This is a genomic window from Collinsella aerofaciens, from assembly GCF_040926185.1.
GTDB classification, from domain to species: domain Bacteria; phylum Actinomycetota; class Coriobacteriia; order Coriobacteriales; family Coriobacteriaceae; genus Collinsella; species Collinsella aerofaciens_BC.
On record NZ_JBCOIQ010000011.1, the window covers coordinates 1 to 13,012 of the forward strand.

Consider the following 13,012-nt stretch of genomic DNA (forward strand, 5'->3'; position numbering starts at 1 on the left):
TATTACGAGCTCCTGTGCGAATTGAAGGGAGCGCTCCCGCAAACTGCCTATTGACAACTTATAGGAGCGTCGGTTTTACTAAGGCAGATACGCCTTGTGCTCGACCTGCGCCAAAAAGTCTACTCACTTAGTTCGAATCGAAGCCAAACGGACCCAAATCGAAGCCAAATTAAGCCCATCTGCATCAAAAGACGCGTGAATCCGTACTTCTCGCGGTGAATTGACGCTATAAAGCGGCCAAAATAAACCTGTCCCTAAATGGTAGGTTTGGGAAGGTCGGGAAACCAGATTGGTTTGGGTTGGTTGGGTGTGCGCTCAGCCAGGACCAGCTCCATCCAGCACATGTCGTACCAGCGGCCGAACTTTTGGGCGCAGCGGTCGAAGGCGCCCACCAGGCGATATCCCATATGGGCATGGAAATCCTGACTGTTGTGCGTCAGATACTCGTCGTCCTTATCGTGCGGCACGGCAATGAGCGCGCACATGTTGGTGATGCCCATCGCGACCAGGCATTGCTTGAGCGCGTCATGCAGCTTGCGACCCAGCCCGCCATGGCGCACATCGCGCGCCAGGTAGATCGACGTCTCGACCGACCAGTCGTATGCCTCGCGGCTGTTGAGCTGACTCACATAGGCATAGCCTACCGGACGCCCGTCCAACTCCATCACCAAATACGGATAGCGCTTGAGCGTACGCTCAATACGCCCGGCGAACTCCTCAACGCTCGGCACCTCGTATTCGCAGGTAATCGCCGTCTGGCGCACATACGGCTCATAGATGGCAAGCAACGCCGACGCGTCTTCGGGCGTCGCCAGGCGAATCGTCGGCTCGGACATCTCGGTCATACAACCCTTCTCCCTCAAAAACAAAGGCCGCCTTGCGCCAAACCCAGCGCAAGGCGGCCCCCCGTCATTACATCAGGCTACAGAACCGCCGCCAGCGCGTCGATATCCTCCTGCGTCGTGGCCCAGCTGGTGCAAAAGCGCACCACCGTGTGGGTCTCATCGTACTTTTCCCAGTACTCGATCGAGGCATGCTCGCGAATGCGCGCCATGTCCTCGTTGGGCAGAATCACAAACTGCTGGTTGGTCGGCGTCTCCAAGAAGAACTGGTAGCCGCGCTCATGCAGCACGCGACGCAGCGCCTGAGCGGTCTCAATCGCCTGGCGACCAATCTCAAAATACAGGCCATCGGTAAAGAGCGCCTCAAACTGCACGCCCGTCAGGCGGCCCTTAGCCAGCAGCGCACCATGCTGCTTAATGCGCGGAATGGGATGCGCAGGAGCATGCATGCCGCAGAACACCACGGCCTCGCCGCACAGAGCACCGCACTTGGTGCCGCCGATGTAGAACACGTCGCACAGCTGCGCCAGCTCGGGCAGGGTGATGTCGCACTCATCGGCCGCCAGCGCGTAGGCCAGGCGGGCGCCATCCACAAACAGCGGAATCTCGCGCTTCTGGCACACCGCGTGAATCGCCGCGAGCTCGGCCTTGGAGTACAGCGTGCCGTACTCGGTCGACAGGCTCATGTACACGGCGCCCGGGAACACCATGTGCTCGCAGCTCTCGTTTTCGTAGAACACCTGGATATAGTCCTCCAGATCCTCGGCGTGCATCTTGCCCTCGTAACCGGGAATGGTGAGCACCTTGTGGCCGCCAAACTCGATGGCCCCCGCCTCGTGGCAGGCGACGTGGCCAGTCTCGGCGGCAACGACGCCCTCGTACGGCGCGAGCAGCATGTCGATCACCGTCGCGTTGGCCTGCGTGCCGCCCACCAGAAAAAACACGTCGGCATCGGGGGCCTGACAGGCCTCGCGGATAAGCTGCTTGGCACGCTCGGTGTGCGCATCGGTACCGTAGCCGGGCTGCGGCTCCATGTTGGTATCGACGAGCGCCTGCAGCACCGCCGGATGTGCGCCGTGGGAATAGTCGTTGTTAAACGCGAGCATGGCAATCCTCTCTAGCCGGGCACGGGCCCGATGATTCAAACGGGGCTATTGTACGCCGTCCGGATAAGCAATGCGCGCGGCAAGGCACTCAAGTGCCAGTACCAGGGCAAAACCGCAGCTCACATCAGTCAAAAAGTGCGCTCCAATCACGATGCGCCCAAAGGCGACGAGCGTCGCGACCACAGCCGCCGCCCAAAAGATCACGCGGCGACGCGAAGGTTTTTCCTTAAAGGCTGCCGCGGGAAGCCCGGCGAGCATAAGGCCGATCGCCGCATGCGCCGTGTGTCCGCTCGCAAACGACTTGAACCCGTCCTTGATCACGCCGGCGGCGATATAGGTCCACTTGTCGGGATTGCCGATCACCCACCACGGCTGAAAATTGAGCCCCGGCGTGACCTCGATCACGCGCATGCGCGGGCGTGACCATAACGGCTTAACAATGACGTTGAGGATGATGGCCTGAGCGACCCACACGGCAAGCACCATCAACGCCCAGCGCGTAAGCTCGTCGGGCTCGGTGTCGTGCGTAAGGCGGTAGGCGATGAAGTTGGCTGCAATGACCAGCACAAACGTCAGTACCAGCTGAAACGCAATAAGCTTGCCGCCGACGCGCAGCGATCCGATAATCTCGTAGCCGACCAGACCCACGTTGATCAGAACGCCCAGCGCGGCGAGCCATTTGCTCCCCCTGGAATCGGGGCGTGTCGAGCGCACGAGCATAACGCCCGCGATGCTCGCCGTCAGCTCGAACGGCAGCTCACCGGCCGCCTCGACAAAGCGACCGTACATGCTGCCGATGTTGAACAGCGCACTCGAGATTTGATAATCAAAGAAGCTGCCCACGCCCAGACAAAGGCACAGGACAACCGCGATAATGGTGACATCTTTCTTATAGATGTATCCGAACATGCTTTCCTTTCGATTGGGCCGGGATCAACCTGCGAGGCGGCGGGGCAAAGAACAACCGATGGCTCTGCCCCGCCACGTCCCCTACTTGTTAGTCATCGTCGCTCGCACCCAGCTGCTGCAGCAGCATGAGCGCCGCGGCCACGGGGCCGGTGCCGTCGTTGGCGTCGAGGCCGCGACCCAGGGCGCTGCCCGCGCCGGCGCCCGCCTTGTAGGGCACCGACAGCTTGCGGCTCTTGGGAAAGTTCACCGCGCCATAGCGGGTCTTAAGCTCAAAGGCCACCTTCTTGGGCACGTCAACCCCCAGGAAGGTAATGCGTCCACCGCTGAGCGTGACGCTCTCGAGCCCCAGGCGCTCGCCGCGAATACGAATGCGAGCGCGGTTGAACAGGTTGAGTCCCGCCAACGGCAGCTCGCCATGCGCAGCCTCGGTCTCCTCCTGCACCTCATCGATGCTCTCAAGGTCCTCGGCCGCTGCGAGCTTACGGTACACGAGCACACGCTGATCCACCGCCGGTAGGTACTCCTCGGACAAGAAGTAGTCGGCCGGCAGGTTGATGCCCACGCTCGCCGCCTCCACGCCGGCATCGTCATCGCCGCGCGCCTCGGCCACGGCTTGGCCCAGCATCTGCGTAAACAGGTCAAAGCCCACGCTCGACAAGTTGCCATGCTGCTCGGCGCCCATAAGCGAGCCGGCGCCGCGAATCTCCAGGTCGCGCATGGCGATGCGCATGCCGCTGCCCAGGTCCTGGAACTCTGAAAGTGCAGTCAGGCGTGCCGTGGCCTCCTCGGTAAGCGGCAGCTCGCCGGGGAACATAAAGTACGCGTATGCCTGCGTGGCCGAGCGGCCCACGCGGCCCTTAAGCTGGTAGAGCTGTGCCAGGCCCAGACGCTGCGAGTCCTCGATGATGAGCGTGTTGGCGGTCGCGTTGTCGATACCGCTCTCAACGATGGTCGTGGCGATAAGCACGTCAATCTTCTTGGTCGCGAACTCGATCATCACGTCCTCGACCTCGCGCGGGCTCATCTTGCCGTGTGCCACGCCCACGCGCGCCTCGGGCGCGGCCTCGTGCACGCGCGCCACGGCGTCGTCGATGGTCTTGACGCGGTTGGACACGTAATACACCTGACCGCCGCGGCCCACCTCCAGGCGAATCGCCGCACTCACCACGTCGGGGTCGTACTCCCCCACGTGCACGATCACGGGACGACGCCCGGTCGGCGGCGTGGTGATCAGACTCATGTCGCGCACGCCGCTCGTGGCCATCTGCATGGTTCGCGGAATAGGCGTTGCCGAGAGCGTGAGCACGTCGATTTGCTCGCGCAGGTTTTTGAGCTGCTCCTTGTGCTGCACACCAAAGCGCTGCTCTTCGTCGATGATCACCATGCCCAGGTTCTTGGGGTTCACATCGGCAGAAAGCAAGCGGTGCGTGCCGATGAGCACATCAATCGTGCCCTCGGCAAACGCCTTGAGCGCGCGCTTTTGCTGCGCCGGGGTGCGGAAACGGCTGAGCACCTCGACCTCCAGGCCAAACGGGGCAAAGCGCTCAAAGAATGTCTCGTAGTGCTGTTGGGCCAGAATGGTCGTGGGGCAGAGCACCATGACCTGACGGCCGGAGTCCACGCACTTAAAGGCCGCGCGCAGGGCGACCTCGGTCTTGCCGAAACCCACGTCGCCGCACAGCAGGCGGTCCATGGGCTTGGGCGCCTCCATGTCGGCCTTGATGTCGGCGATAGCCTCCAGCTGGTCGCGCGTCTCGTCGTAGGGGAAGCTCTCCTCCATCTCGATCTGCTCGGGCGTATCGGGCGGACAGGCGATACCGGTAATCGACGAGCGGCGCGTATAAAGGTCGACCAGGTCAAACGCCAGCTTTTTGGCATTCTTGCGCGCCTTGTTGGTGGCCCGCGTCCAGTCGGCGGTGTTGAGCCTGGTCAAGCGCGGTTTATCGCCGTCGGGACCAACGTAGCGCGTAATGCGGTCAACCTGCTCCAGCGGCACGTAGAGCTTGTCGCCGTCGGCATATTCCAGCAAAAAGTAGTCGCGCTCCTTGCCGCCCACTTCCTGGCGCGCGACCTCACTAAAGAGCGCGATACCGTGGGTGGCGTGCACCACGTAGTCGCCCGGCTTAAACGGGAACGTGATCTGCGTAATGTCCACCTTGCGGCGGCTGCGCGCGCGATTGGCGTCCATGCGGGCGTTGAGGTCGGCGATTGAGAACACGGCCAGGTTGGCATCGGGCACCACCACGCCCTGCGGCAAGGCAGCATCGACAAAGGTCACGCGCCCGCGCGAGATGGTGGGCACGGCGGCACCGGCGGCAGCCTGGGCGGCACCCGCCTCGAGCGAGCGGGCGTTGAGCGCGTCGGCGCGACGCTCGCGAATGGAAGCATGGGCCTCCTGGCGTGCGGCACGGTCGGCGGAATCCGCTGCTGCCACGCGCACGCGGTCGCCGATAGCGCCGGCATTTTCGGGCGCGGCGGTCAGCGATTCCTCAAAGGTAATGCCCTCGTCGCCAAAGGTGAGCTCCATCGACTCACGCGCACCGCGGTCGGGGATGGCAAACACGCAGGCATAGCGCTTGCCCACGACCTCCTGGATGCGCGTCATAAAGCGATTGTCCGAGCCCGCGATGGCCGGCTGCTCAATCTTGAGCTCTGCCGTCACCGCACCGCCGGCACGGATCAGGCTCACATAGTTCAGGCGCTGCTGAGCACCAAAATCGAGCTGCTGGGCGCGTACATACAGGCCATCCAGTCGGTCAATCCCCGCCTCGCCGGCACGCGCCTCGATATCCTCGTAGGCGCGCAGGCAATCGTCGAACAGCGAGCGCGGCTCGGACAGCACCACGAGCGCCTTGCCGCTCACATGCGACAGCGGGCTCACGGTCTGGCCGTACATCACCGGCAAAAAGCGGTCGAGCTCGGGCGTGACGATGCGCGCATCCACCATCTCGAGCAGCGCTGCCAGTTTGCTGTCGTCCTGGCTGGCGCGATAAAGCGCCACATGCATGTTGTGGACGGCCTCGTCGGTAAGCGCCAGCTCACGGCAGGGGAAGATCTCGATGCTGTCCTCGTTGCCGATGGTCTGCCCCGTTGAGCTCACCATGCGACGGATGCGATCGATCTCGTCGCCGAAGAACTCGATGCGCACGGGCGCTTTTTCCTGCGCGGGGAACACCTCGACGGTGTCGCCGTGCACGCGGAACAGACCAGGCGCGTCGGCGGCGCCGGCATTGGTGTAGCCCATGCCCACCAGGCGCTGCGGCACCTCGTCAAAAGGAATCTCCTCGCCCACCGCGAAGGTCGTGGACTCCCAGTAGCGGCTCTCGACTGGCGGCACGCAACGCAGCAACGCGCGGGCCGAGGCGACCATGATGCAGTTGTCACCGCGAACGATGCGTCCCAGGGCCTCGCAGCGCTGGGCAACCACAGCATCGTCGGGCGCCTGCTCGCGCCACGGATAGTCCTTGCGCTCGGGAAAACGGCACACGTGTGCCAGACCCACGTAGGCGGCAAGGCTGCGCGCGGCGCGATCGGCCGCATCCTCGCCGCTCACAATGTAGACCGTCGGGCGCGGACGGCGCGCAAACTGGGCGGCCGCCATAAGCGTGCGACCCGACTGCGACACGGCCAGCGTCACGTCCTCGCCAGAATCGAGTCCGACCTCGACGGTCTGCAGCGCCTCGGCAGTGTAGAGCTGCGCGGCTATACGGTGAATGAGCATGCTGTTCCTCCGGCATCGCAACGCCAAAAGCCCGCCGGGGCAAGCTCGGCGGGTCGTACGTCAAATACATTGCCTGTCATGGTAGCGCATGGAGAGGACTCCGGCTCAAGGGCAAACCCAGCCCCGCAAAAAACGCCAGACGAAGATGCGTTCCGCCCTACCCCGCTACGCGCACGCTGGGGCACAAATCTGCCAGCGGACACTCGTCACACTTGGGCTTGCGGGCATCGCAGATCTCGCGACCAAAGGTGATCCACTGATGGTTGACCGACTCCCAATACTCGTGCGGCAAAATCTTGAGCAGATCCTGCTCGGTCTTGAGCGGCTCCTTGGCATGCGTCTTGGGACTCAACATCAGGCGGTGCGCAATGCGGTTGACGTGCGTGTCCACCGCAATGCCCTCCACGATGCCATACCCCACGTTGAGCACGATGTTCGCCGTCTTGCGTCCCACGCCCGGCAGCTTCACGAGCTCCTTCATGTCGGCCGGCACCTCGCCGCCATAGTCGGCGACGATCATCTGCGCGGCCTCGACGGCATGCTTGGCTTTGCTCTTGTAGAAGCCGAGTGACTTGATAGTGTCTGCCACGTCAGCCACGCTCGCCCCGGCCATGGCCTCGGGCGTGGGCCACTGGGCAAACAGCCGCGGCGTCACCTTGTTGACCTGTGCATCGGTCGTTTGCGCCGAAAGCAGCACCGCGATCAGCAGGCGGAAGGGATTCTCGTGGTCCAAAAAGCACTCGACCGGGCCATAGCGACGGTTGAGGCGCTCACACACCTCGATGGCGCGCTCGCGCTTGGCGGCATTGGTCTCGCGTGGCATAACGACTCCTCGGCTCAACGGCACAATAAACTTATGGGCACAATTGTCCCACGTCCGAAACGCTTACGCCTCCAAGAATGCGCCGGTCTGACGGCTCCACAGGCTCGCGTACTCGCCACCCGCCTCGACGAGCTGCGCATGCATGCCATCCTCGACGATCTCGCCATCGGCCAGTACCACAATGCGGTCGAGCGCCGCCACGGTGGACAGGCGATGTGCCACCACAATGGAGGTGCGCCCACGCATCAGGTTTTCGAGCGCCTCCTGCACCAGCGCCTCGGACTCGCTGTCGAGGGCAGACGTCGCCTCGTCGAGCACTAGAATCGGCGCGTCGGTTAGGATGGCACGGGCGATAGCCACGCGCTGACGCTGGCCGCCCGAGAGCTTGACGCCGCGCTCGCCCACCATGGTGTCAAAGCCACGGGGCAAGCGGTCGATAAACTCCAGGGCATTGGCCAGGCGCGCGGCCTCGCGAATCTGCTCATCAGTGGCGTTGGGACGACCGTAGGCAATGTTTTCGCGAATGGAGCGGTGGAACAGCAGCGCCTCCTGCGGCACGTAGGCAACCTGGCGGCGCAGGCTCTGCTGCGTGCAGCGCGAGACATCCTGACCGTCCACGAGCACGCGGCCGCCCTGGACATCGTCCAGGCGCAGCAGCAACTTGGTGAGCGTCGTCTTACCCGAGCCCGATTTGCCCACCAGGCCCACGCGCTGGCCCGCCGCCACATGAAGTGTCAGGTCATCGAACACGCTCTCGCCCGCCGCAGCGTCACGGTACGCAAAGCTCAGGTGCTCAAAATCAATCGCGCCCTCGGTCACTTTGAGCTCAGGGGCGTCCGGGTCGTCTGCCACCAAACATGGCTCGTCCAGCACGCGCGTCATCTCGGCCGCATCGCCGAGCGCGCGGTTGATGCGCTGCATCATGGAGCTTACGTAGTTCAGGCGCATGGTGAGGTTATAGGTGTAGGTAAAGATCATGACGAGCGAGCCGGCCGAGATGCCAAACCACGCGTTGCCGCCCGCCACGAACACACTCACCACGGCCATAGTGATGACGATAAGGCCCGAGGTCGTAAAGTTGCGCTGCATCATGGCATGCATCGAGACTGTCTCGGCGTCGCGCGCGGCACGATCGGCGGCGTCGAACAGATCGCGTTCAAAGTCCTCGCGCCCGCAGGTCTTGACAGCCAAGATGTTCGTGACCGCGTCGGAGAGCACGCCCGAGAGCTTGTTCTGCGCGGCGGACGTCGCGGCCGAAAGCGGCATGATGCGCTTGTACATAAGCCAGACAAACGCGATGTAGACGACCATGATACACACCAGGATCACGGTAAACGTCGGCACCACCGGGGCGAGTGCGGCCACGGTGCAGACAACCGAGGTGATGGTGGGAATGAGCGAATACACCGTCACGTCGACCAAGCCCGTGTAGCCGCTCATAAAACGGCTCGTCTGGCTCACAAGCGATCCGCCAAAACGGCTGGTGTGGAATGTCATGGATTGATTGGAGAGCGTGTCGAAGCACAGGCGTGCCAGGTGATAGTTGCCCGCAATCTCGAGCTTGTAGACGGTGTAGTCCTGCAGCTTGGAGAGGATTTGGCCCACTAGGTTAACGAGCACGAGTGCCAGAATGTAGGGGCCAAAGACCTCAAACACCCGGTCGCCCGCCACGGGACCGGTCTGGACGCGGTCGACGATAAGGGCCATCACGTAGGTGTTGGCAAACGTGAGCAAAAAGATGTAGCCCGCCGACGAGAACACCGAGAGAAAGACGATCAGCGGCTGCGTGCGCGTGACACCCCAAAACCGCTGCAGCGTGCGGCGCACGGTGGAGCGGCTGAGCGGGCTGGTGCTTCTCTGAGACATGGGCTTCCTTTCGTGTCTGATAGGGCGAAACGCCATTGTTGCACATTGGAGCACGCTTCAGACAAGCGCGATGCGAAAAGCGCCCGCGCCGTGCTTGCGCAGGCGCTCCGCCGTCAGATGCAATTAGTCCTCGTCTTTTTGGTCTGCGAGCAGCTCCGCGGATGTGAGCCCCAAGATCTCGTCGGCCTCCTCGGCATCTTCCAGCGCGTCGATATCCTTGAGTTTGCGCTCCATGACGTTGGTGCGCGTGGTGATAATGCCCTCGACCGTTTTGCCCGCGGTCTCGATCTGCTGCTGGGCGCGGCGCAGCGCCTTTTGATAGCGCGGCAGCTCGGCCTTGACGGCGGAGAGCACTCGCAGTACATCGTCGGTGCGTTTTTGCAGCTTAAACGTTTGGTAACTCATCTGCAGGCTGTTGAGAATGGCTGCCATGGTGCTGGGGCCGGCAACGTTGACGTGATACTCGCGGCCCAGGGTCTCGATAAGCCCGGAGCGGCTGACGACCTCGGCGTACAGTCCCTCAAACGGAACGAACATAATGCCAAAGTTGGTGGTCGCGGGCACGCTCAGGTACTTCTCGCAAATGTCTTTTGCCTCGCGCTTCACCATCATATCGAGCGTCTTGCGTGCGGCGGCGACGGCCTCAGCGTCACCCGACTCCTGCGCGTCGAGCAAGTGCTCGTACGCGTCGCCCGGAAACTTGGAGTCAATCGGCAGCAGCACGGGGTCGCCCTCGTCCACCGGCAGCTTGACGGCAAACTCAACGCGCTCCGAGGCGCCGGGCTTGGTGGCGACGTTTTCCAGATACTGGTCGGGTGTAAGGATGTCCGCCAGAATTGCACCCAGCTGCACCTCGCCCAAAATGCCACGCGCCTTCACGTTGCCCAGCACGCGCTTAAGGTCGCCCACGCCGGTGGCGATGGACTGCATGTCGCCCAGGCCCTTGTACACGGCCTCGAGCTGGTCGCTCACCTGCTTAAACGATGCCGACAGGCGATCGTTGAGCGTGCGGGAAAGCTTCTCGTCCACCGTCGCGCGCATCTGATCGAGTTGCACGTTGTTGTCTTTGCGGATAGCACCCAGCTGGGCATCGACCGTCTCGCGCACCTTGTCCAGGCGGTGCTCGATGCCCTCGCGGTTGGCACCGAGCTGTTGGGCCGTCTCGCGACGCAGGTCATCCATCCGGTCACCAGCTTGCGAAAACTCACGTGCGATGGTCAGGTAACGTTGCTGCTCCACGGCCGCATCTGTCGTCTGCTGCTGCGCGATGGCATTGGCCGTGCGGCGAGTTTCGGCCAGCGCGACGTTCAGGGCATCGAGCGCGTTGTTGGCCTGCTCGAGTGCTGCCAGCGTTTCCGCGCTGCTGTCGCCACGCTCCCGCAATTCGGCACGCAGGCTCTTGAGCTGAAGGGCGCAAGCCGCAGCAACCCCCACCGCCACCAAGGCGATCGCAACAAGCACAATATCAATAGCAGACATAATCTCCGCCCAACAAACCCAATCGAGCACCAATCAAAACCGCGATCAATCTTACCCCGCCACACACACCGGGCGCCCGGCCCCTTCTTGGGTGCCCCTCTCCTCCGCATATTCCATAATGCGGCGCGCCGTTTTCCTGCTCACCTTTGAGTCATCGCCGGCCAAGTATGCGTATACGTTTCCTTTATTCAGGTGCAGAGCACGGCAGAGGCCATAGCGCGTTACACCCGATTCCTCCAATGCTTCCAGCGTTTTCTTTCTCATCAGGGCGTTCACCCTTCTATCGGCCGCCGGCTTTTCCTTCACCGCTCTATACGCACGCCAAACGTTGGCATAACGATTTGGGAGCTCACTTTTGGCGCATAGAGACGCCATGCTACCCGCTTGACCGTACAAGGATAAAACGTCTCGGTAATCCCGTTCCATCCACGAGCCCTCGGATAAACCCAGAACGTATTCGGCTTTTCCTTGCGCCAAAGCGAGCAAAAACAGAGGCTCCGCCACGCGCGGCGCATCCGTCGTCGCCTGCTCAACCAATTTTCTAAAACTCAGCGACCGCTGTCCGGATAGCTCTCGGCAATAGCCTTTTAAGAATCCCTCAAAGGTCAGATTCAACCGAGCACCTCCATTCATTTGGTATTATTATTCATCATCAATAATACTATTCAGTCGCACGACAGGACCCGCAGGATGCAAGAATTCTACTCGTGGCGATAATCCCTACTCCCTAGAAGTCCTAAAGTGACAAACGCTAACTCTCCCAGCCGGCGCAGATGGTTGTTGCGACATCGCCTAGGCGCTGGCCGAGAGCTGCCAAGTGCTCAAGCACCTCGCTGGGCGAGGCGCCGTTGAGAATGCATGTGAGGGCATATGAGGCTAAGAAGATTGCCGCGAGCCCCAACGGGATCAGCACGATCATCGCCAGCGTGCGCAGGCGCTGGACCCAGCGACGGCGACGCGCACGACGCTTGTCGAACGCGAGCTCCTGCGCATATGAATCTTGCTGTACGGAATAGGCCTCTGGTGCCGATTCGCACCCGGGCACAGCTGCAGGTACAGCAGCGGGCACGACATTTTGCGCAAAGGGCTGGACTGCCGCCCCTTGCATTTGCATCTCCATGAGTCGTTGCTGTTGGCGCAACATGCGCTCGGCTTGTTGCTGCGGAGTCTCAAGAAACAGATCCATGCTGGCCTCCAAAATCGGAGCATTCGACGCTTACGACCAGCATCCCGCACCGCCATGACCGCGACAACGCAATCGCCGGCAATAGCCACAAAGTTTCTTCTGCTCAAAAGCTGTCGAAAAGCTCAACAACTCCCCTACCAGCACTTTCTCTGAGCTTTTTTCGCCAACAATCTTTTGGCCTTCCACCCTTACGCCAACTGACCAAAATCTAACCAATAGCTTGACGAAAATTGTGGAGACCGGGACCCCACACAAAAAGTGCCGCCCCAAAGGGGCGGCACACAAACTTATTATCAGCTTTTCTGTAACGAGTATGCGACGACTCAACGCCGGGACGCAGGGCGGGGAAACCTTTGCCTCGCGCGACCCTGCGAAGCCGTGAGCGAGAGGGGAAGGTTTCCCCGCCCTGCGCCCCGTGGTCGGTGAGAACAGACTACATGCCCGCGAGACCGCGGGCGGCGGTGGCGCACATAAATGCCAAGACGAGAATCACGAGCGACCCGGCGATGTCTGCCAGCACGCCCATTACGCGGCGCTCAAACAGCCAACTCTCAAAGTGCGGGGCAACGTTGCGCCAAACACGCCACAGCAAGATGCCCATACCGATGACGCCCGGGATATTGAGCAGTAGGATCTCGGAGCACAAAAGACCGATCAGGTTACCGGCGGCAAAGCCCGCATCACCCTCGCAGTATTTGCGGTAGACCATATACAGCATGTACGCCACAAACGGCTGCAAGCACGCAGAAATAAACGAGACCACCATCGAGGGGTCCTGCGAAAAGACCTCGGTGAGTTTATCGACACTCGTGGCGTCCTTCGAAGCCAAGAATAAACCGATAACCACAAGGGGCACCACGCCCAAAATTACCTCGACCAGAGTAAACAACTTGGCAGTCAAATCCTCACTAGCCGAATTCAAATGAGGCGCCCACTCAGGATGAGCATGCGCGCCGACTTTCTTGTCCTTCTCAGCACGATCGGCCTTTTTACCCTCGGCAACCCGATGACCAGGATCCTTGCGAGTTCCCGCCGCAGCAACCCGAGCCCGAGACTTCTTACCCATAACCAACACCTCAC

At 61.8% G+C, this 13,012-nt stretch carries 10 protein-coding genes; all 10 read right to left on the reverse strand.

Annotated elements, in window-relative coordinates:
* Nucleotides 1–254: 254 nt before the first annotated feature.
* The 10 genes from AB5750_RS06010 to AB5750_RS06055 all read right to left on the reverse strand — a co-directional run bounded on the left by AB5750_RS06010 (nt 255) and on the right by AB5750_RS06055 (nt 12,998).
* Nucleotides 255–845: a GNAT family N-acetyltransferase gene (locus AB5750_RS06010; RefSeq protein WP_368145887.1), complete on the reverse strand. Its 591-nt coding sequence runs from the start codon at nt 843–845 to the stop codon at nt 255–257.
* A gap of 77 nt (nt 846–922) precedes the next feature.
* Complete coding sequence (locus AB5750_RS06015) at nt 923–1,948, reverse strand: threonine aldolase family protein (RefSeq protein ID WP_368145886.1); 1,026 nt, start codon at nt 1,946–1,948, stop codon at nt 923–925.
* Between the two features lie 45 nt (nt 1,949–1,993).
* The gene (locus tag AB5750_RS06020) at nt 1,994–2,857 is read right to left on the reverse strand and encodes a phosphatase PAP2 family protein (RefSeq protein ID WP_368145885.1); all 864 of its coding nucleotides are present in this window, start codon (nt 2,855–2,857) and stop codon (nt 1,994–1,996) included.
* An 88-nt stretch (nt 2,858–2,945) separates the two neighbouring features.
* Nucleotides 2,946–6,578 carry a transcription-repair coupling factor gene (mfd, locus tag AB5750_RS06025; RefSeq protein WP_368145884.1) on the reverse strand — a complete coding sequence of 1,211 codons (3,633 nt, stop codon included), beginning with the start codon at nt 6,576–6,578 and terminating at the stop codon, nt 2,946–2,948.
* 157 nt (nt 6,579–6,735) lie between these two features.
* Nucleotides 6,736–7,401, reverse strand: coding sequence for an endonuclease III (gene nth, locus AB5750_RS06030; protein ID WP_035136768.1), 666 nt, complete (start codon nt 7,399–7,401; stop codon nt 6,736–6,738).
* Nucleotides 7,402–7,464: 63 nt separating this feature from the next.
* Entirely contained in the window at nt 7,465–9,267 is a 1,803-nt protein-coding gene (locus AB5750_RS06035) for an ABC transporter ATP-binding protein (RefSeq protein WP_368145883.1), read from the reverse strand.
* A gap of 123 nt (nt 9,268–9,390) precedes the next feature.
* Complete coding sequence (locus tag AB5750_RS06040; RefSeq protein WP_368145882.1) at nt 9,391–10,746, reverse strand: DNA recombination protein RmuC; 1,356 nt, start codon at nt 10,744–10,746, stop codon at nt 9,391–9,393.
* A gap of 51 nt (nt 10,747–10,797) precedes the next feature.
* Nucleotides 10,798–11,361 carry a transcriptional regulator gene (locus AB5750_RS06045; protein ID WP_195235012.1) on the reverse strand — a complete coding sequence of 188 codons (564 nt, stop codon included), beginning with the start codon at nt 11,359–11,361 and terminating at the stop codon, nt 10,798–10,800.
* A gap of 136 nt (nt 11,362–11,497) precedes the next feature.
* Nucleotides 11,498–11,932 carry a hypothetical protein gene (locus AB5750_RS06050; RefSeq protein WP_368145881.1) on the reverse strand — a complete coding sequence of 145 codons (435 nt, stop codon included), beginning with the start codon at nt 11,930–11,932 and terminating at the stop codon, nt 11,498–11,500.
* Between the two features lie 433 nt (nt 11,933–12,365).
* Entirely contained in the window at nt 12,366–12,998 is a 633-nt protein-coding gene (locus tag AB5750_RS06055) for a hypothetical protein (protein ID WP_368145880.1), read from the reverse strand.
* Nucleotides 12,999–13,012 lie beyond the last annotated feature (14 nt).

Bases quoted from the DNA above. Each gene is read 5' to 3' on its own strand.
- nth (WP_035136768.1), bottom strand. From the start codon at position 7,401: ATGCCACGCGAGACCAATGCCGCCAAGCGCGAGCGCGCCATCGAGGTG.
- AB5750_RS06010 (WP_368145887.1), bottom strand. From the start codon at position 845: ATGACCGAGATGTCCGAGCCGACGATTCGCCTGGCGACGCCCGAAGAC.
- AB5750_RS06050 (WP_368145881.1), bottom strand. From the start codon at position 11,932: ATGGATCTGTTTCTTGAGACTCCGCAGCAACAAGCCGAGCGCATGTTG.
- AB5750_RS06040 (WP_368145882.1), bottom strand. From the start codon at position 10,746: ATGTCTGCTATTGATATTGTGCTTGTTGCGATCGCCTTGGTGGCGGTG.
- AB5750_RS06015 (WP_368145886.1), bottom strand. From the start codon at position 1,948: ATGCTCGCGTTTAACAACGACTATTCCCACGGCGCACATCCGGCGGTG.
- AB5750_RS06055 (WP_368145880.1), bottom strand. From the start codon at position 12,998: ATGGGTAAGAAGTCTCGGGCTCGGGTTGCTGCGGCGGGAACTCGCAAG.
- AB5750_RS06035 (WP_368145883.1), bottom strand. From the start codon at position 9,267: ATGTCTCAGAGAAGCACCAGCCCGCTCAGCCGCTCCACCGTGCGCCGC.
- mfd (WP_368145884.1), bottom strand. From the start codon at position 6,578: ATGCTCATTCACCGTATAGCCGCGCAGCTCTACACTGCCGAGGCGCTG.
- AB5750_RS06020 (WP_368145885.1), bottom strand. From the start codon at position 2,857: ATGTTCGGATACATCTATAAGAAAGATGTCACCATTATCGCGGTTGTC.